The 19,002-nt window shown below is 45.6% G+C and carries 21 protein-coding genes; 5 read left to right on the top strand and 16 right to left on the bottom strand.

Annotated features, from left to right (window positions below):
• Nucleotides 1–2: 2 nt before the first annotated feature.
• From QZL69_RS09220 to QZL69_RS09200, 5 genes are all read right to left on the bottom strand, one after another.
• Nucleotides 3–506: an NUDIX hydrolase gene (locus QZL69_RS09220; RefSeq protein WP_022214925.1), complete on the bottom strand. Its 504-nt coding sequence runs from the start codon at nucleotides 504–506 to the stop codon at nucleotides 3–5.
• Nucleotides 507–863: 357 nt separating this feature from the next.
• Nucleotides 864–1,487 carry a manganese catalase family protein gene (locus QZL69_RS09215; RefSeq protein WP_022214924.1) on the bottom strand — a complete coding sequence of 208 codons (624 nt, stop codon included), beginning with the start codon at nucleotides 1,485–1,487 and terminating at the stop codon, nucleotides 864–866.
• 3 nt (nucleotides 1,488–1,490) lie between these two features.
• Nucleotides 1,491–1,775, bottom strand: coding sequence for a spore coat protein CotJB (locus QZL69_RS09210; RefSeq protein ID WP_022214923.1), 285 nt, complete (start codon nucleotides 1,773–1,775; stop codon nucleotides 1,491–1,493).
• Nucleotides 1,772–2,107 carry a spore coat associated protein CotJA gene (locus QZL69_RS09205; protein WP_227222101.1) on the bottom strand — a complete coding sequence of 112 codons (336 nt, stop codon included), beginning with the start codon at nucleotides 2,105–2,107 and terminating at the stop codon, nucleotides 1,772–1,774. The genes QZL69_RS09210 and QZL69_RS09205 overlap by 4 nt, the downstream gene beginning before the upstream one ends.
• 130 nt (nucleotides 2,108–2,237) lie before the next feature.
• The gene (locus tag QZL69_RS09200; RefSeq protein ID WP_022214922.1) at nucleotides 2,238–2,777 is read right to left on the bottom strand and encodes a flavin reductase family protein; all 540 of its coding nucleotides are present in this window, start codon (nucleotides 2,775–2,777) and stop codon (nucleotides 2,238–2,240) included.
• Nucleotides 2,778–2,908: 131 nt separating this feature from the next.
• Here QZL69_RS09200 and QZL69_RS09195 point away from each other — a divergent pair, with 131 nt between their 5' ends.
• Nucleotides 2,909–4,096: an MFS transporter gene (locus QZL69_RS09195; RefSeq protein WP_022214921.1), complete on the top strand. Its 1,188-nt coding sequence runs from the start codon at nucleotides 2,909–2,911 to the stop codon at nucleotides 4,094–4,096.
• 72 nt (nucleotides 4,097–4,168) lie between these two features.
• Here QZL69_RS09195 and QZL69_RS09190 read toward each other — a convergent pair whose 3' ends face one another.
• Complete coding sequence (locus QZL69_RS09190) at nucleotides 4,169–4,720, bottom strand: biotin transporter BioY (protein WP_022214920.1); 552 nt, start codon at nucleotides 4,718–4,720, stop codon at nucleotides 4,169–4,171.
• Between the two features lie 151 nt (nucleotides 4,721–4,871).
• Nucleotides 4,872–5,795, bottom strand: coding sequence for a mechanosensitive ion channel family protein (locus QZL69_RS09185; protein WP_022214919.1), 924 nt, complete (start codon nucleotides 5,793–5,795; stop codon nucleotides 4,872–4,874).
• 187 nt (nucleotides 5,796–5,982) lie between these two features.
• Between QZL69_RS09185 and trkA the strand changes: the two genes are divergently transcribed.
• Together trkA and QZL69_RS09175 are read left to right on the top strand one after the other, a co-directional pair.
• Complete coding sequence (gene trkA / locus QZL69_RS09180) at nucleotides 5,983–7,338, top strand: Trk system potassium transporter TrkA (protein WP_022214918.1); 1,356 nt, start codon at nucleotides 5,983–5,985, stop codon at nucleotides 7,336–7,338.
• A gap of 14 nt (nucleotides 7,339–7,352) precedes the next feature.
• The gene (locus QZL69_RS09175) at nucleotides 7,353–8,792 is read left to right on the top strand and encodes a TrkH family potassium uptake protein (RefSeq protein ID WP_022214917.1); all 1,440 of its coding nucleotides are present in this window, start codon (nucleotides 7,353–7,355) and stop codon (nucleotides 8,790–8,792) included.
• A 357-nt stretch (nucleotides 8,793–9,149) separates the two neighbouring features.
• Here QZL69_RS09175 and QZL69_RS09170 read toward each other — a convergent pair whose 3' ends face one another.
• Entirely contained in the window at nucleotides 9,150–10,832 is a 1,683-nt protein-coding gene (locus QZL69_RS09170; RefSeq protein ID WP_022214916.1) for a glycosyl hydrolase family 18 protein, read from the bottom strand.
• 239 nt (nucleotides 10,833–11,071) lie between these two features.
• Entirely contained in the window at nucleotides 11,072–11,293 is a 222-nt protein-coding gene (locus tag QZL69_RS09165; RefSeq protein ID WP_022214915.1) for a hypothetical protein, read from the bottom strand.
• A 637-nt stretch (nucleotides 11,294–11,930) separates the two neighbouring features.
• Between QZL69_RS09165 and QZL69_RS09160 the strand changes: the two genes are divergently transcribed.
• Nucleotides 11,931–12,671 carry an adaptor protein MecA gene (locus QZL69_RS09160; RefSeq protein ID WP_022214914.1) on the top strand — a complete coding sequence of 247 codons (741 nt, stop codon included), beginning with the start codon at nucleotides 11,931–11,933 and terminating at the stop codon, nucleotides 12,669–12,671.
• Nucleotides 12,672–12,722: 51 nt separating this feature from the next.
• Here the strand turns inward: QZL69_RS09160 and QZL69_RS09155 are convergent, their stop codons facing one another.
• Nucleotides 12,723–12,926 (bottom strand): DUF1858 domain-containing protein, encoded by a 204-nt coding sequence (locus tag QZL69_RS09155; protein ID WP_022214913.1) that lies wholly within the window; start codon nucleotides 12,924–12,926, stop codon nucleotides 12,723–12,725.
• Between the two features lie 228 nt (nucleotides 12,927–13,154).
• On the opposite strand from QZL69_RS09155, the gene QZL69_RS09150 reads away from it, so the two are divergent.
• Complete coding sequence (locus tag QZL69_RS09150) at nucleotides 13,155–13,328, top strand: DUF362 domain-containing protein (RefSeq protein WP_022214912.1); 174 nt, start codon at nucleotides 13,155–13,157, stop codon at nucleotides 13,326–13,328.
• Nucleotides 13,329–13,369: 41 nt separating this feature from the next.
• On the opposite strand, the gene QZL69_RS09145 is transcribed toward QZL69_RS09150, so the two are convergent.
• From QZL69_RS09145 to QZL69_RS09120, 6 genes are all read right to left on the bottom strand, one after another.
• Entirely contained in the window at nucleotides 13,370–13,897 is a 528-nt protein-coding gene (locus QZL69_RS09145) for a MerR family transcriptional regulator (protein ID WP_022214911.1), read from the bottom strand.
• Nucleotides 13,898–14,234: 337 nt separating this feature from the next.
• Nucleotides 14,235–15,563 carry a replicative DNA helicase gene (dnaB, locus tag QZL69_RS09140; RefSeq protein ID WP_022214910.1) on the bottom strand — a complete coding sequence of 443 codons (1,329 nt, stop codon included), beginning with the start codon at nucleotides 15,561–15,563 and terminating at the stop codon, nucleotides 14,235–14,237.
• A gap of 17 nt (nucleotides 15,564–15,580) precedes the next feature.
• Entirely contained in the window at nucleotides 15,581–16,027 is a 447-nt protein-coding gene (rplI, locus tag QZL69_RS09135; RefSeq protein WP_022214909.1) for a 50S ribosomal protein L9, read from the bottom strand.
• Nucleotides 16,024–18,078 carry a DHH family phosphoesterase gene (locus tag QZL69_RS09130; RefSeq protein ID WP_022214908.1) on the bottom strand — a complete coding sequence of 685 codons (2,055 nt, stop codon included), beginning with the start codon at nucleotides 18,076–18,078 and terminating at the stop codon, nucleotides 16,024–16,026. Before QZL69_RS09130 ends, rplI begins: the two co-directional genes overlap by 4 nt.
• 200 nt (nucleotides 18,079–18,278) lie before the next feature.
• Complete coding sequence (rpsR, locus tag QZL69_RS09125; RefSeq protein ID WP_005427218.1) at nucleotides 18,279–18,542, bottom strand: 30S ribosomal protein S18; 264 nt, start codon at nucleotides 18,540–18,542, stop codon at nucleotides 18,279–18,281.
• Between the two features lie 32 nt (nucleotides 18,543–18,574).
• Nucleotides 18,575–19,002, bottom strand: a 428-nt coding sequence (locus QZL69_RS09120) for a single-stranded DNA-binding protein (RefSeq protein ID WP_291519139.1), incomplete at its 5' end; no start/stop codon positions are given.

Below are 19,002 nucleotides of genomic sequence, written 5' to 3'. Positions count from 1 at the left end.
TCCTACATCTCAAAGGCTTTGCGGATGCTGTCGTAATGGAGGAATTTACCTTCTGCTGCAAATGCCTGGATCTGTTCCAGAGTTGCAAACATATGTCCGTCTGTCTCCTCTGTCTGCAGTGTCAGGTCTTTCTCGTCAATGTCCATGACGAAACGGTAAACGTCTACAAAATAGTTGTCGCCCTCGCCCGGATTTTCTCTCTTATAAGTAAAAAGATAACCGCCTTCTGCGTTTCTCGCATCCAGACCAGTCTCTTCTTTTACTTCACGGAGCACTGCCTCATAGGAGTCCTCTCCTGCCTGTGCCGCGCCGCCGGAAACTTCCCACCAGCCCGGAGCCCAGGCTTTTGTCATAACTCGTTTAGTGATCAGGAATGTGCCGTCCGGTCTTGCAACAACGCCAAGCACGGTCAGATGATACTCCCCGTCTTTCAGACACCAGTCGTTTCTTTTCATTGTGCGGCCTGTCGGCTGTTTATTTTCATCGTAGATATCCCAGTATTCCATTTATCTTTCTCTCCCTGTCTGTCTTTTTTGTCCCTGCTTCTACTGGCGGGGATTTTTTTCGGTTTTATTTTACCAGAGTAAAGTGTAAATGACAAGGAATTCAGATTTATAGCCTGGAAAAACATGGTTCAAAATCTGGCAGTTCTTCCTTTTTAATGCTCAGGCAGTTTATCGGCATCGGATTTAACCGGTTATTCATTTTCCGGGGCAAAACTCTATTATGAAGACATTTTGCCTTGGAATAACTTGTGAGATGCTATGTTTTATTAAGGAAAAATGGCGCCAGTTATAAGCCCAGCACCATTTCTCACTACATTCTAAGCCTGGTGTCAATGTGCCAGACACTTTTTATTTCATTCAACTTTTACACGAGGCTTTACATGGATTGTCGAAACTTGGGTTAAATGCGTAGAAATTCTTGGCATCCAGTTCTTCCTGAATGCTTCGGAGAGCTTCCCCAAACCGCTGGAAATGAACGATCTCCCTTGCACGCAGGAATTTAATCGGGTCGGCAATCTCCGGAATGTCACGTACTACGCGGAGAATGTTATCGTAAGTCGAGCGGGCTTTCTGTTCGGCAGCAAGGTTTTCGAACAGATCTGTGATCGGATCACCTTTACTCTGGAATTCGCACGCATTAAACGGAACACCGCCCGCCGCCTGCGGCCAGACACCAACTGTATGGTCAATATAGTACGGCCCGAAACCGCTCTTTTCAATCTCTTCCATTGAGAGGTCGCGTGTGAGCTGATGAACGATGGTAGAGACCATTTCGAGGTGTGCGAGTTCCTCCGTACCGATGTCATTTAAGACGGCGGCAGCCATACGGTTCGGCATCGTAAATCGCTGGGAAAGATAACGGAGAGATGCGCTGACCTCCCCGTCGGGACCGCCATATTGGCTTAGGATATACTGTGCGATCTTTGCATTCGGAGTCTTGATATTTACCGGATACTGCAATCTTTTTTCATAATTCCACATAGACTATCTGCACCCTCCTTCCTGCTCCCATGGGAATGGCTGTTCCATCCATTTCCAGGTGCTGCCGTCTGTCTCCAGTGCATCATCGACAGTGAGAGGTCCATAGCACTGGGCGTATTCTTTCATCAGTTTCCTGCGCTCGGCGGCGCATTCCTGATAAAATGCAAGTGCTTCCTGACAGCATGGATGCGTGTCGAGATAGAGAAGAATGTCGTTGACAGCAAAACTGACCTCATTGATCCGCTGAAGGAGTTTTTCTTTTGGGGTGCACTGATTCGGACACATCATCGTCTGCCACCTCGCTTTCCGCAAAATGGTTTGCACAGATCAGGGAAAACTGTTCCAACATTTAAAGCATAACCAAGATCATAAGTCGTCGAAAATTTCTGACAGGGTACATATGCCATCGCGATCTGCATTTCATCAATATGCGTATACATCTCAGGATCTCTGGACGATGCAGAAGGCATGCGGCAGGATGGGCATGGTGCGGACGGTGTTCTCGAGTTTCGCGGTGATGGACGGCAGGAACATGGCTGGTTTCCCATCATTTCACGTGCCATACCGCAGGTTGCATTATATGGGCGGCCACAGGGCCGGGATGTCTGATAGATTTCCATAAACAAGACCTTTCAGAAGAGCTCTTTATATTTTATGTTCTGGCAACAGAAAAGTGCATCCTTTCAGTCCTTAACTCAAAACAGGGCATTTCCCATTCTGATATGAGGAAATGCCCTGTTGTAATTACCTTTACTCTTCAATAATATATGCATTTACGATCTCACCATAATATGCCACATGGGTATCTCTGTTGGAGCCGGTAAATGTGCTGTCTACATTCTGTGGATAGAATTTTCCCTGGTCTTCTTTGGTCATTGCGCTGATGTCCTGGGTCTGTTTGTAGACTACTCTGCATTCCAGAGTCAGCGGAAGTTCCTTGATTCCAGGTACGGAAATGGTTTCCGGTTCTTCGTAAGTAAGACCGAGTTCTTTGGCTTTGTCCACATCTCTTCCTGATTTGGAGCCGCAGAATGTAAGGATTTTCTTTGCGCTGTCGTCTACCGGGATGTTAACGGTGAATTCGCCGTTTTTCTCGATGAGGCTTCTGGTGAAGCGGCTTTCTCTGATGAAGGTTACGAATACAGGTTTCGCCCATTCGATACCAACCATTCCCCAGGAAATTGTCATGGAGTTTACTCTGTCATCTGCCTTGCCTGTTACCAGGACACCAGATTTCACTCCTTTGAGGATTTCTCCCATATGTTCATATACGTCTATTTTTTTCTTCATAATATGAATTCCTCCTGATCTGTCTTTGTTTTCTGCTATTAATCATAAAATAATGACCGCTTTTTGGCAAGCTTTTTGTTCTCTGTTGTTGTATAATAGAAATAATTATTCATACATAAGGAGATTTTATCATGTCATCTGCCAAAAGCAAAAACCTCACGGGATCTTATTCCTGTATCCAGGCTCTGTACTGGATGTATTTCGCTGCGATCATGAGTTTTTCCGGATTTTTCCTTTTGGGAGGGGGATTTTCCAATACTCAGATCGGCATCATCGCCGCTGTTGCCGGCATTATGTCTGCACTTTTGCAGCCTGTGCTCGCGGGTTACGCAGACCGCCCGGACAGCCCATCCCTCAAAAAGATCATCCAGATTCTCTATGTCATCCAGCTGCTTCTCGGAATCGGGCTGTTTTTTTCCAGAACGCTTATCCTGACCGGACTTCTCTACGGGATCAGCATCGCACTGCTGCAGCTTATGACTCCTTTCATCAACGCGCTCGGTATGGAGAGCATCAACCAGGGTCAGAAGCTGAACTTCGGACTTGCGCGTGGAATGGGCTCTGTCGCCTATGCAGTCATCTGCTATGTGCTCGGGATCATCACCGTCAAAGCCGGCGTGCTTTCCATCCCAGCTTCCGTGACGATCATCACCGTCCTGTCACTTGGCTGCCTGATCATCTTTCCTTTCGTCAAGACACAGAAATCTGCCCAGACATCATCCGACAGCAAAAGCCTGGCAAACCCTCTTCTGTTTTTCCGGAAATACAGACGTTTTTCACTGGTACTGATTGGCTGTATTTTTATCTACCTCAGTCATGTGCTCCTGAATAACTTCAATTTCCAGATCGCACAGGGTAAAGGCGGAGGAAGTGCAGAAATGGGTACTGCATCCGCGATCGCGGCAATGTGCGAACTTCCTACGCTGTTTCTCTTTGGATATATCATCAAAAAGATCCGCTGTGACCTCCTGGTCCGTTTCGCGGGGATCTTCTTTGTGCTGAAGGCGCTGGGGACTTTCCTTGCTCCCGGAATTTCCATGTATTATGGAGTTCAGGTTTTCCAGATGCTCGGCTGGGGACTTCTGACTGCGGCTTCTGTCTACTACGTAAACGCCATCATGGAACCGGAAGATGCCATCAAAGGACAGGCGTATTTCACGATGACCTATACACTTGGAAGCGTGATCGGTTCCTTCCTCGGAGGTGCGCTTATTGACTTCGCGAGAGTCAGTTCCATGCTTCTGTTCGCAACAGTCTCTGCACTCTTCGGTGCCGTGATCGTATTTATCTTTGCAGAACGTACACCTCTTAACAAATAAACGCTTCATTACCATATATGAAACAGCCGGAACATATCATCCGATACGCTCCGGCTGTATTTGTTTTATTTTTTATGCTACGTATTTACGCAGTTTTCGGGAAAGCACATAGGCAAGTGCGATCTTGATAAGATCCGGGATGATGAACGGAAATACACACCATCCAAGGGCTGTTACAAGTCCTACCGGTCCGTTTGCTTTGCCATAGACTACCATGAACCAGGCGGTTCCGAATGCATAGCATACGACCAGTGCTACGACCATGGACACGATCTGCATAATGGATTTCTTACCAGGAAGTTTCTCCATCGCCCACATCACAAGTGCGGAAAATAAAAATCCGATGATATATCCGCCTGTAGGTCCCGCCAGGACTCCGATCCCACCGGAAAAGTTTGCGAATACCGGGATTCCTACTGCACCGAGCAGGATAAATACCAGAACAGATAAAGTTCCTCTCTTGCCTCCCAGAACACCTGCTGCGATAAAAACACCAAATGTCTGTAATGTAAACGGTACTGCTGCCGGAATGGAAATCCAGGAACAGATTGCCATGATCACTGCAAACACTGCAATGTAAACAATATCATATGTTTTGCTTCTTTGAACTGCCACCGTACTCATCTTGTCCTCCTCGTGATAAACGTTACTGTTCACAGTAACTGATAAACAACTGTTTTCACAGCTTCTGTAATTTCTGTGCATTACTTTACCACAGGAAAGTTCAGATTGTCAACCTATTATTTATTTCCAGTTTACGTTTTCTCATAAACAGCTATTTGCGTGGATGTACGTAAACCTCCAGCTGGTTGTATGGGATCGCGATTCCGTTTGCGTCAAATTCTTCCTTGATCCGCTGGTTCAGTCTCCACTTCGTTGCCCAGTACGCTTCTGTCGGTACCCAGACACGAAGTCCCATGATGACCGCACTCTCTCCCAGTTCATCTACAAAAACCACCATCTCTGCATTGTCGCTCTTGGTGTCCGGGTCTGCCTTCAGGATATCCTCAAGAATTTTTTTTGCTTTGCGGATGTCGGCTTCGTAGGAGATTCCTACTTTGATCTCAAGCTTACGGTTTTCTTTTGCTGTCACATTGATGATCGTGCTGTTTGACAGAGTTCCGTTCGGTACTACGATCTTCTTGTTGTCAATACTCAAAAGTGTGGTATAACAGATCTCGATTTTGGAAACAGTACCTTCACAGCCATTTGCCTGGCCCTGAATGATATAATCCCCCACAACAAAAGGCTTGAACATCAGAAGCAGTACACCACCTGCCAGGTTCGCAAGACCGCCCTGCAGTGCAAGACCTACCGTAACACCGGCAGTTCCGAGAAGTGCTGCAACAGAAGATTCCTTGACTCCCAGGCTGATCGCAATATTAAAGATCAACAGTGTATACAAAATAGCCTTGCCCGCCGATGAGATAAACTGGACAACTCCAGCATCCACATTGGCACGCTCCATAGAACGCCTCATAATGCTCACGATCCAGCATATGATCTTGCGGCCTACAAAAAATACAATGATCGACAGAACTACCTTGATACAGAATCCGGTAAATGCAGGCAGCTGCTCTGCCAGATATTCCTTGAAATTCAGAAAGTCCCTGATGCTCTGCTTCACGGAAGTTCCGTCAATCCCCATATTCTGGAGACTCTGATCGACTTTATCCGCGGTTTCACTCAGTGTATCCATTGTCCGTCACTTCCTCTCTTTTTTCCATACTATAACATTTTTCTCATTAACTTCTGTAAGCTGCTGTTCACAGCGGCTTCTGCAGCCAGTATACCATGAAATTTACATTTTCTCTATTTAAAAACCTTATGTAGAGTGATATAATAGATTGGCTTATAATAATTATTTTTTATTACTGGAGGAAATCATGCATATCATAATTGTCGGGTGCGGCAAAGTTGGACGCACTCTTGCAGAACAGCTTCAGGAAGAAGAAACTGACCTGACTCTGATCGATATGGATGCCGATGTTATCAACGATCTCACAGAAGATATCGACGCTATGGGAATTGTTGGAAACGGCGCAAGTATCAATACTCTTATGGAGGCCGGTGTTCAGACTGCCGATATCCTGATCGCTGTCACCGCTTCTGATGAACTGAACCTTCTCTGCTGCCTTATCGCACAGAAGACCGGTCATTGTCAGACGATCGCGCGTGTAAGAAATCCGATCTACAGCAAGGAGATCGGGTTCATCAAGGAACGTCTGGGACTTTCCATGATCATGAATCCTGAACTGGCTGCTGCACGGGAAATCTCCCGTCTGCTCCGTTTTCCGGCCGCGATCAAGATCGATCCTTTTTCCAAAGGCCGTGTAGAACTTCTCAAATTCAAGGTCCTGCCTGAATTTGGACTGGATGGCATGTCTGTTTCTCAGATCACAGACAAATACCGCTGCGACATTCTTTTTGCCGCGATCGAGAGCAAAGATACCCTGACGATCCCAGGTGGTGATCATCTTGTTCATAATGGAGATTTTGTTTCCATTATCGCTGCCCCTAAGAATACCGCTACTTTCTTCAAGAAGATCGGTCTCAAGACCCATCAGGTCAGAAATACACTGATCATCGGAGGAGGTACTATTTCTTATTACCTTGCCAAAACTTTGTCCGATCTCAAGATCAATGTCAAGATCATCGAGAAGGATAAGGAACGCTGCGAGGAATTAAGTGACATGCTCCCGGAGGCAACGATCATCTGCGGAGACGGAACTGAGCGTTCTCTTCTTATGGAGGAGGGGCTTGCAACTGTCGAATCATTTGTAACCCTCACCAATATGGACGAGGAAAACATCTTCCTGTCACTTTCTGCCAAGAAACTTACCAACGCCAAGCTGGTTGCCAAGGTCAACCGCCTGCCGTACAAGGATGTTATTGACGACCTGGATCTCGGAAGTGTGATCTATCCGAAATATATCACTTCGGATTCCATTCTCCGTTATGTCCGCGCCATGCAGAATACGATCGGAAGTAATGTAGAGACTCTGTATCACGTCCTGGACAACCAGGCAGAGGCTCTGGAGTTCATCATCCGTGACAACTCTCCTGTTGTCGGTATTCCGCTTGCCGAGCTGAACCTCAAGAGCAATCTTCTGGTCTGCTGTCTTACCCGCAAGGGTACTGTCCGTATTCCACGAGGCCAGGATACGCTTCAGATCGGGGATAATGTTGTCATCGTAACCACCAGCAAGGGACTTCGCGACATCCGCGATATTCTTGCATAGAACGGGGTGGTATTATGAATTTTCGTATTATCGCCTATATTGTAGGCTGGGTATGTAATTTTCAGGCGGCCTTTATGATGCTGCCTCTTCTTACGGCAGGAATCTATCGTGAAAAGGATTTTTCAGCCTTTTTGCTTGTCATGCTGGTGTGCCTTGTCGTTGGCGTTCCGCTTACCCGCAAGAAACCCAAAAACAAGGTCTTTTATATCAAGGATGGCTGCGTTGCCGTTGCACTGAGCTGGCTTGCCTTATGTATTTTTGGTTCGATCCCGTTTGTTGTCAGCGGATGTATCCCACATCCGATCGATGCACTGTTTGAGACTGTTTCCGGATTTACAACGACCGGTTCCAGTATCCTTTCAGATGTGGAAGTCCTCCCTCATTGTATTTTGATCTGGAGAAGTTTCACTCATTGGATCGGCGGTATGGGCGTCCTCGTGTTCCTGCTTTCTCTTCTTCCGCTTGCCGGAGGTTATCATATGAACCTTATGAAAGCAGAGAGCCCGGGGCCTTCCGTCAGCAAACTTGTCCCGAAGGTACAGTCCACTGCAAAGATCCTTTATACGATCTACTTTGGAATGACACTGATCCAACTGGCTCTGCTTCTGATTGGCAGGGTTCCGCTTTTTGATTCTCTGTGCATTACCTTTGGTACTGCCGGAACCGGTGGATTCGGTATTGTCAATGACAGTCTTGGAAGCTACAGCACTTACTGCCAGGTTGTTACTACGATCTTTATGATCCTGTTTGGTGTCAACTTCTCCGCATACTATCTGATCCTGACCAAGAAATTCCGCCAGGCATTCAAATATGAGGAGGTTCGTTATTACTTCGGGATCATCGCTGTAGCGATCGTGATCATCGCCCTGAATACAGCCCACCTGTTCCGCAACCTCCTGACTGCATTCCAGCAGGCTGCATTCCAGGTAGGTTCCATTATCACAACGACCGGTTTTTCGAGCACCGACTTCAACCAATGGCCTGCTCTGTCCAAGACGGTTCTGGTCCTTCTGATGTTTGTCGGAGCCTGTGCCGGAAGTACAGGCGGTGGAATCAAGGTTTCCCGTATTCTGATCCTGTGTAAAGCTGCCAAGAAAGAATTCCAGCTTTACCTTCATCCGAATGCAGTCAAGAAGATCAAGATGGATGACAAGGTCATCACCCATGATATCCTGAGATCCACCAATATTTATATCAGTCTGTATCTTATGATCTTCGCCGCATCTGTTCTGCTGATCGCGATCGATAATTTTGATCTGATCACAAACTTCATGGCGGTAACAGCTACACTCAACAACATTGGTCCGGGATTTGAGATCGTTGGTCCGATGGGAAATTTCAGTTCTTTTTCCTATCTGTCCAAATGTGTCCTTATCTTTGATATGCTTGCAGGACGTCTGGAGATCTTCCCGCTTCTCCTGCTCTTCTTCAAAGGAACCTGGAAAAAATTCTGATGCAGTAATCCCTTCCTTGCCCTTACATTTAAGCGGCAGGGAATTTTTTTTGCTTTTTCACGTAAAAACGCTGTATAAAGCACGTTAAATTTTATGTTTTCTTCACGTTTTCTTCAAAAGTTCATCACACTTTCTTCACATTTATAGGGTATAGTATTAGCCATAGAAGGCGATATGCTTTCTATAAAATATTTTTCTTTTTCATACGCGCCGGTACGAAAGTACCGGCCTCCTTCCATTTATGGAACTTTTTTTATTTTCCCATTTATATAATTAACAAAAAACACACTCTGCATCCCCTGCAAAGTGTGTTTTTTATTATGCTCTCATTCTATTATCATATAGAAAATTTCTTATTTATGAAGCACTCTGAAGATTCTCACTGATCGTGCTCCATATATCATTACTCTCGAATCCCAGTCTCCACTGTGCAACTCCGGCAAGATCGTATTTCGGGATCAGCTTGACTTTCTCTGCGATCGACTGTGCATCCTCCATCCAGATCTGGTATGTAGAGCCGTCCTTCTCGTATTCCCCGTAATTCTGGCTTATACTTCCATCCCATACAGTCTCTACCTTATTCTCTGTAAGGACATTCTGGGCCTCTGTCATACCGATCGCCTCGCTTGTCACAGCGCCGCCTGTTGTCTTCCACAGTCTGGTGTAGAATGGGATCGCAAGAATGGTCCTCTGCGCCGGAACTTCTGCCAGCGTATCCTCTACGCCCTGTTCTACCCACGGAAGGGACGCAACAGAACCTGCATCGGAACCGACATAATGTTCATCATATCCCATAATCACGACATAATCTACAACCAGTCCCTGCTCTCTCCTGTCATAATGGCTTGTAAAATCCTCTGGAACCGGATTATCTACGGAAAGAACGAGATTGTTCTTATGGCATTCGATCGAAAGTTCTCTCAGGAATTCCAGGAAATGCGGACCTGCATCTTCACTGAGCGATTCAAAATCGACATTGATGCCGTCCATTCCGATATTGGCTGCTGTCTGCACCAGATGTTTAATGATATTCTGTCTGGAAGCAAGCTGTGACAGAGTCTCTGTCGTACTCACATCTGCTGTAAAGTTATCCACCAAGCCCCATACCTTATAGCCCTTCTGATGTGCCTGTGTCACATAATCTGCGGAAGAAAGATCCCCAAGATTGCCTGAAGTATCCTGAATATAAAACCAGGTCGGAGAGATCACATTCAGACCGCTGACATTCGCTGTCATATCCGCGAAATAAGCATTTGCATCCGTGTTGGTGATCTGGTGCCAGGTCATATTGACCTTGTCATCCATGGTGAGATAGGTATAATCTTCTTTCTCAAAACTTCTCTCGAAATCAGTCGTCTCCATATCGGAAAGAACCTTCTTCTGTACATATCCGATATAGCCGTCCAGGGTAGAAACCTGTACCCAGTCCTCCAGTGCCTGCATATAGATCAGGGTATCGCCCTTGCTTACGTCTGTAAGTATCGGTGATTTGATACCTCCACGATAACGGACACTTGTGTCCTTCTGGACAGTTGCTGTATTGATTCCTGTAAATTCATGCTGTATCACGATCCTGGATGGATCTTCGTAGGTATAAGTATCGAGATCTGTATATTTCTGTACCAGTGCGAGATTCAGATAAACGGTCCCATCCTTAAGCCAGACATCCCCGTCTCCTGATTCTGATGCCGGATAATTCTCAAGTGCTGACGGTGTTGCATACAGAATCTGCTGGTTAGCGCTGTCCCAGTAATATCTCTGATTCAGATAAGTGCTTACCATAGTCTGAGGCAGATAGATCTGATCTACTGATTTCAGAGCCCGCTCTTCCATGATATCTGTACCAAGTACAACAACCATCTCACCGTCTGACGGCTGACCATAGTACTCTGTCAGACTCATATGCTCCCTGGATGGGATATAATTCTGAACAACATGTACACCCAGTCCGATCGCTGCCAGCAAAAAGATCAGAATAACAATGGTGATCCTGAGTTTAAGCTGCTTACGCCGGCTCTGTATATCGTTTGACTTTTTCATTCGTTCCTCTCTTTCGGTTCAAAATGTATGAAATCCTGTTTTTTTGTAAAGATTCTGTATTATTATATCATGTTTTGTTTTGAATGTATTGTTTATTTATATATTTTAGGAGTTTTTATAGTTTTTTCACTTTTGCAGGAGGATTTTCCCAAATGGTCAAGTATACGGAGGAAACCTTTTTCTCCGGGAGATCCCCCTGCCTGCTCTTATGTATTTCCGCAGGATCTGCACTCCGGTGTTTATCTGTATCGGTATTTCTTACGGGGAGCTTCACTGATCCGGTCAAAATCAACTCTCGCGATCCTGCCCGATTCATCTTCGGTGTAATCTCTCATGTAGCCTCCGCCCTCTGCGATCAAACAGGCTTTCGCAATATCTTTGGGCGTACTTGGCTCTCCATCCATAAAAAGCTGTATCCCGCTCTTCTGATAGAGCTTCAGTTCTTCTCTGAGAGGCTTCATGGATTTCCTGCTGCACTTTGCATGTGACATATTTTCGCTGGTCTTTCCTCCTTTCTCTCGGAATAAGATTTTAGAAAACACCTGCAAGAAAAAATAAGCCTCTATAATTGAATTTAATCTCATGGAAATTGCATCTGCCGCAGCCTGAACGCTGCATGACATGTAAATGATGGCAATGACTTGTTTGTAGAAATAAGAAAATGATGGTTACTATGTAAGTTAGATGTTACGTCTTCAGTTGTCCAATCACAGAATCTGTATTTTTTCTTATCCTTTATTATACAGATTTATTCTGTGCTTGCAAGGACTTTTCTCTATTTGACGAAAAATTCCCGCTTTATTTCCAAATATTTTAGAAATAGGTAATTCTAATTTCTTTACATTCGCTATGGTTGTGGTATATAATATACACAAGGTTACTGTGAACAGGTAGTATCCCGCGAGGTGTTTTGCCATGAATATGGCAAAATCCCGAGACATACAGGGCAAAATGCCATCACCGAAGGTGATTTGGAATGGATTTTGACCAAGTTACTGTGAACGTAGTGAACAGTAACCATATAAGTCATGGACTATATCCTGATTTCTATATATATTCATATAATACAACAGGATCCGAAGAATAGGATGTGATGAAATGAAATTAGAGAAGATCAACGACAATCAGATTCGTTGTACCTTAACACGAGAAGATCTGGAAATGCATCAGGTAAATTTACGTGAACTGGCTTACGGCTCAGAGAAAGCCAAGAAACTTTTTCGCGATATGATGCAGCAGGCTCAGATAGAGTTTGGTTTTGAGGCGGACAACATTCCGCTGATGATCGAGGCGATTCCTGTAAATCTTGACAGCATTATCCTCATCATTACCAAAGTCGAAGACCCGGAAGAATTAGATACCCGCTTTTCCAAATTTTCTCCATATAAAGAGAATACCCAGGCGGAACCGCTTCAGCTTGACGGAGCGGACAGTATCATTGATATCTTTCAGAAGATCTGCGAATCCAAGCTCAAGGGCAAATCTTCACAGGCCTCAGAGTCTCAGGAAACAGAAGATTCTTCCGATTCCGGCGAATCTTCCGCTGTAAATCTGATCCGTCAGTATACATTCACTCATCTGGATGATGTGATCGCAGCATCTCATGGACTGAATGGATTCTTTACCGGCGAGAACAGCTTATACAAGATCCCTGGCAATGGCAGCTATCAGCTTATCATTCACCAGTCTTCTCACACAGCACAGGAATTCAACAAGGTCTGCAATATTCTTTCTGAATATGGCAAGGGACGCGCCTGCACACCTGCCGGCGAGGCTCACCTGATCGAGCATGGAGAACTGATCTCCACCAATGTTCTGCAACAGTTAATACAGCTTTAACCATGACTTAAAAAGACTGGCATCTCTGCCAGTCTTTTATTTTGGTATTAATTAGTTGTTCTCAAGAAAATCGTTGATCTGCTGAACCAGAACATCAGCGTCCATTCCATGAACCATAGCTGCTTCTTCCAGAGATTCCATCTGTGAAGACGGGCATCCAAGGCAGTGCATTCCTGCTCTCATAAGAATCGGTGCAATATTCGGATCTAAAGTGATTAACTGGCCGATCAGCATATCTTTTGTAACCTTTGCCATTATATTTTCCTCCTTTTCTCAGGGATGAGACCGAAATCCGTATTCCCAGTGATAGATTTCATTATAATATAAAACCCACCAGTACGCAACGCCCGACATCAAAAAAACTGTACATAATTTATAAAAAATTTGTTTATAAATTAATACTTGTATTCTTGCCGGATATATATTAGAATAGCCTTATGGATACCTGTAAAGGGTACGAAAGATATAAAGGAGGATATCATTATGGCATACGTAATTTCTGACGATTGTGTAAGCTGCGGAACATGTGCAGCAGAATGCCCAGCAGAGGCTATTTCTGAGGGCGCAGAGCATTTCGAGATTGATGCTGATGCATGTCTTGACTGCGGAACATGTGCAGATGCCTGTCCAACCGAAGCTATTCACCCAGCTGAATAAGCTTCATACAGACAGAATTGAGAGAAGCTGTAGCAATTATGCTACAGCTTCTTTTTTTGTCTTTTTTCAACAGTTGCCGCGGCTTCTTTCCTTGCCATCTGCTGTCTGCGGATTGCAAGATCCAGAGAGCGGCATCTCTCTTCATCTTCGCTTTCATTCTGAAGCTTCAGTTCCTGCGCGATCAGACGCTCGAGGATCGTCTGGAATTCCAGGATCTTCTCATCATTGTCCTTATGTGGATCTTCTATGATCTCTTCTGTCACAACTTCTTCTTTGTCCGGCGGTATTTCCACCATCTCTCCTTCCAGGAGTTTCGTTCGGCTTTCTGTGGAGCCTGGTGCTGTCCGGGCAAGTTTCGGGATCAGCTCGCGGATTGCGCGGAGCTGGAGTCCACGCTTCTTCAGTTCTTTTATATTCATAAAAAGCTGAATATCATATCCGGTGTAATAGCGATGACCAAGTTCGTTCCGGTGGATCCGCAGTTCCAGTTCTTCTTCCCAGTACCGCAGGACATACGACTTCACTCCGGTCATCTCCACTGCCTGTCTGACGGTATACCTCGTTTCCATGGCGGTGCACCTCCCTATGAAATTCATCACCTATCATTATAAGCAGGAATCCCGGTAAATTCAACGAAAACCGTTTGACAGAACTTCACAGGATTTCCTGATAAATCACAAAAAAACAGACATAGAGATAAAATATTGCTACTTTCATCTCTATGTCTGTTTTTTTACCCCGTACCTACGGATTGTTCCGCAGTAAACTGCTCCCACAATCCTCTAACCATTCGGAATCCGCTGATTTACTATGTAAATCGCTACTTCCTCATGTTTGGGCGGGTTCCAAGTTCCAAAACCTTATCGTGCAAGCACGAACGGCTTTTGTAACTTTTCACCCTGGTACTCACTTTTTCATATTTACAAACTGCGTATATCTTGGCAGCCATACCAGTTCGATGGTTCCAATCGGGCCGTTTCGCTGTTTGGCGATGATGACTTCGGCAATGTCTTTCTTCTCTGTGTCCTTGTGATAGTAATCATCCCGGTACAGGAACATTACCACATCGGCATCCTGCTCGATCGCTCCGGATTCTCGAAGGTCTGAGAGCATCGGTCTGTGGTCCGGGCGCTGCTCTACTGCACGGCTTAACTGTGACAGTGCAATGACCGGAACATCCAGCTCTCGTGCCAGAGCCTTGAGCGAACGGGAAATATCAGAGATTTCCTGCTGTCTGGAATCACTCTTGCCACTTCCACTCATCAACTGAAGGTAGTCGATCATGATGATTCCAAGATTATGCTCGAGCTTATATTTCCTGCATTTGGAACGCATCTCCGCAATACTGATCCCCGGTGTATCGTCAATGATCAGGTTGGAACGCCCAATGATATCTGCTCCCTCTACCAGCTTCGTCCAGTCCTCATCCTTGAGGTTACCTGTACGCATATTCTGGGAATCCACATGGGATTCCATCGCCAGCAGACGATTCACGAGCTGTTCCTTGGACATTTCCAGACTGAAGATCGCAACGGTGACATCCTTGCGGAACGCCATATACTGTGCGATATTCAGAACGAACGCCGTCTTTCCCATGGAAGGACGGGCCGCGATCAGCACCAGGTCTGACGGATGCATACCGGAGGTCTTGTAATCCAGATCGATAAAACCTGTCGGGATTCCTGTAACGCTGCCCTTGAGTTTAGATGCTTTCTCGATATTATTGATCGCATTTAGGACAACCTGCTGAATCGGGACGTAATCTCCGCCCACCGTTCTCTGGAGGATATTGAATAATTTCTTCTCTGCTTCCTCCATGATCGTCTCTGTGCTGTCCTTCTCAAGATAGCAGGCATTCTCCACTTCCTCCGTCGCACGAATCAGTTTACGGAGTTGTGCCTTGTCACTTACGATATTGGCGTAATATTTGACATTCGCGGAAGTCGGAACTGCTTCGAGAAGTTCCCTCACATACTCCATACTGCTGATATCCGGTGGAACATCCTTCTCCTTCAGACGATTCTGAAGTGTGATCGTATCAACCGGCTTGCCCTCATTACAGAGCTCCACCATCGCATCAAAGATGATACCATACTGGTTCTGATAAAAATCGTCGCTGGTAAGGATTTCTGATGCCACGAGGATCGCATCACGGTCAAGAAGCATGGAACCGATCACCGACTGCTCTGCCTCGATACTGTGAGGCAGGATACGCTTTATCAGTGCTTCTTCCATTTAGTTTCTCCCGGCACTTACGCCTCTTTGATCCATACTTTCAGGCTTCCTGTTACCTTCGGGTGAAGTTTGACCGGAACCTGTGTAACGCCCAGGTTTCTGATCGGGCTTGGAAGCTGAAGTTTCTTTTTGTCGATATCCAGACCAAGCTGTGATTTGGCAGCTTCGGAAATTTCCTTGGTAGATACGGAACCGAAGGTTCTTCCGCCCTCTCCTACTTTCAGTGTGAGGATGATCTCCTTTGTCTCGAGATCTTTGGCAAAAGCCTGTGCTGCTTCCAGGTTTTCCTGTGCTACCTTGGCTGCATTTGCCTTCTGAAGTTTCAGATCATTCAGGTTCTTCGGAGTTGCTTCCAGACCGAGTTTCTTCGGAATGATCATGTTTCTTGCATATCCGTCACTGACATTAACGATTTCGCCTTTTTTTCCAAGAGATTTGACATCTTCCAATAAAATTACTTTCATTTCTTGTTTTCTTCCTCCTGATATAACTCATCAATGATTTCTTTTAACATATCTTCTACTTCGTCGATCGGACGTTTTACCTGGGCTCCGGCGATATTGATGTGACCGCCGCCGCCAAGTTTCTCCATCATAACCTGGACATTGACTTCATCGATCGCACGGGCACTGACATAAACTTCTTTGTTATATGTTGTAAGTACAAATGAAGCCTTGACTCCGGCAATATTCAAAAGTTCATTGGCCGCCTGTGCACCGACAACAGTAGGGCTCTCAAGTCCCTTGCTCGGGCATTTCGCGATGGCAAAGCAGCCACGGTAGATCTCAGCAGTACGCACTGCTTCTGCCCTTGCCTTATAAGAATCAATGTTGTCACGGAGCATCTTGCGCACTCTGGTCATATCTGCTCCGGAACGACGCAGGAATGCTGCTGCCTCGAAGGTACGCACTCCGGCTCTTGTGATAAAGTTGTTCGTGTCAATCATGATCCCGGCATAAATACAGTCTGCCTCGATGTTGCGCAGACGCAGATCGTCTGAAAAATACTGCAGGATCTCCGCTACCATCTCACAGGTGGAGGAAGCATACGGCTCTACATAGGACAGGACTGCATTCTGGATGACCTCATTGCCTCTGCGGTGATGATCCAGAACAACGATCGTCCTGGTCATGTAGAGAAGTTCCTCACATTCTGTATAGCTTGGTTTATTGGTATCTACAACGACTACTACCGTATTATCATCTACAAGCTCCATCGCCTGGTTTCGATCGATGAACATGGACGGCTCATAGTCCGGGTTGTTCATATATCCTGCCATCAGCGGACGGATGGATGTAGACGGGTCATTCACTACGATATGGACCGGTTTGCCAAGTGTCTTACCTGCACGGTAGATACCGATGGCAGCTCCAAGTGCATCGACATCTGTGATCTTGTGTCCCATGACCACAACGCGCTCCTTGGTGCTCATAAACTCCTTGAGGGCCTGCGCCTTGACACGCGCCTTGACACGGGTGGTCTTCTCCATCTGCTGTGCCTTGCCGCCATAGTAAGTGATCTTGTCGCCATTCTTGATCACGACCTGATCGCCGCCTCGTCCAAGTGCCATCTCGATCGCGATACGGGAATATTCATAATCCTGAAGATAAGTAGCGGCATTCAGTCCGACACCGATACTTAAGGTCACATTCATCTCATTACCGATATTTACGGTCTTGACTTCCTCGAGGATATGGAACTTCTGCTCCTTGAGTGCCTCAAGAGAACTCTGTCTCATGATCAGGAAATACTTGTCCTTCTCCAGCTTACGTACCAGACCATCATAGTTGGAAAAATATTTGGTGATCTTTCTGTCGATCAGAGCGATCAGAAGAGAACGTCTTACATCCTCCACACTCTCCAGTGCTTCCTCGTAGTTGTCGAGATATGCCAGTGCAACTACCAGTTTGTTGTCCTCATTCGCCTGAATATAATCCTTAAGTTCTGTCTCGTCATAGAGATACATGGCGATCAGGCTGGTGCTGTCCGGGATATCCATCAGAAGTTTCGATGGTGTCACGGATTCTCCAAGGAGGACTCTCTGCATGGATACACGATAAATGTGCTCTCCAAACTGTGTACTGATCTCTGTGATTTCTCTGTCAGGTCCTGTCGGAAGCTTGTCTGCTGTGATGTCTGCAAAAATCGTATTGACATTTTTGCGGTAGAACTGATCCCTGCCGGTGATCTGTGAGAATACCTTGTTGGACCAGATCATCCTTCCCTGCATATCCATTACTGCATATGGAAGAGCAAACTCCTCCAGAACCCTTTTTTCCAGAAATTCATACTGGCTGGCAAAAGCTATCAGATCATTGAACATCAGTGGCCGATGGTAAAAGAGCAGCCCGATCGCTGCACCTACATACAGAATGATTCCCATTGTAACCACTATTCCGGCTTTGATGCTGATCACATACACCAGAACGTTCAAAGCTATCAGCAGAACAGACAAATACAGAGGCCAGCGTGCAAGATGCTTCAGATGACCTTTTAGTTTTAATTTTCCACTCATAACATTCTTTACCATTCTTTTTATAATTTTTTCAAGATGCTATCTGCTATTATAGCAGATTTCTATACATTTTACCATATGAATGTCAATAATCGTGTTTTATAAGCGTTTTATTGAATAAAAAAAGCTGCCATTCGTCTGCGGTCCACATGCAAATGCTTGTCCGACAGATTCATGGCAGCCTGATGTTCAACTAAAAATTAGTCCTGAACGTATGGCATCATGGAAAGATGACGTGCTCTCTTAACAGCAACAGTCAGAGCTCTCTGATGTTTTGCACAGTTTCCTGTGATTCTTCTCGGAAGGATCTTACCTCTCTCAGAAACATATTTTCTGAGTTTTGCTACATCCTTGTAATCGATCTCATTGTTTTCTTTACCGCAGAATACACAAACTTTTTTTCTTCTGCGTCCGCCTCTTCTTTTCATAGGAGAGTCCGGTCTTTCGCCTCTATTGTAAGCCATGATGGTTTCCTCCTTATATAATTTCTTTCAGTTTAATTAAATGGAAGTTCTTCGTCGATTCCGTCCGGAATGTTCATAAATCCGTCAGCAGATGCTGAAACAGGATTCGGCATGGATGGTGCAGACGGTGCACTCTGCTGAGGATGTGATGCTGCATAGCTGTCACTGGATGCTTTGCTCTCGGCAAATTCCTGCTCCTCAACAACAACTTCTGTTGTGTAAACCTTCTGTCCTTCTCTGTTGGTGTAGCTTCCGGTCTGGATACGGCCGCTCACTACGATCCTGATGCCCTGATGGAAGTACTTCTCTGCAAATTCCGCGCCACGTCCGAATACTACACAGCTAATAAAATCAGCGGTCGCCTCGCCGTCACGACGAAATCTTCTGTCTACTGCCAATGTGTATCTTGCAATTGCCAGTGCGTTTTCTCCTGCGGAATATCTCACCTCAGGATCTCTTG

The organism is Blautia sp. CAG:237 (genome assembly GCF_000436615.1).
GTDB lineage: Bacteria > Bacillota > Clostridia > Lachnospirales > Lachnospiraceae > Blautia_A > Blautia_A intestinihominis.
This window is presented reverse-complemented; position numbering and strand designations above follow the sequence as displayed.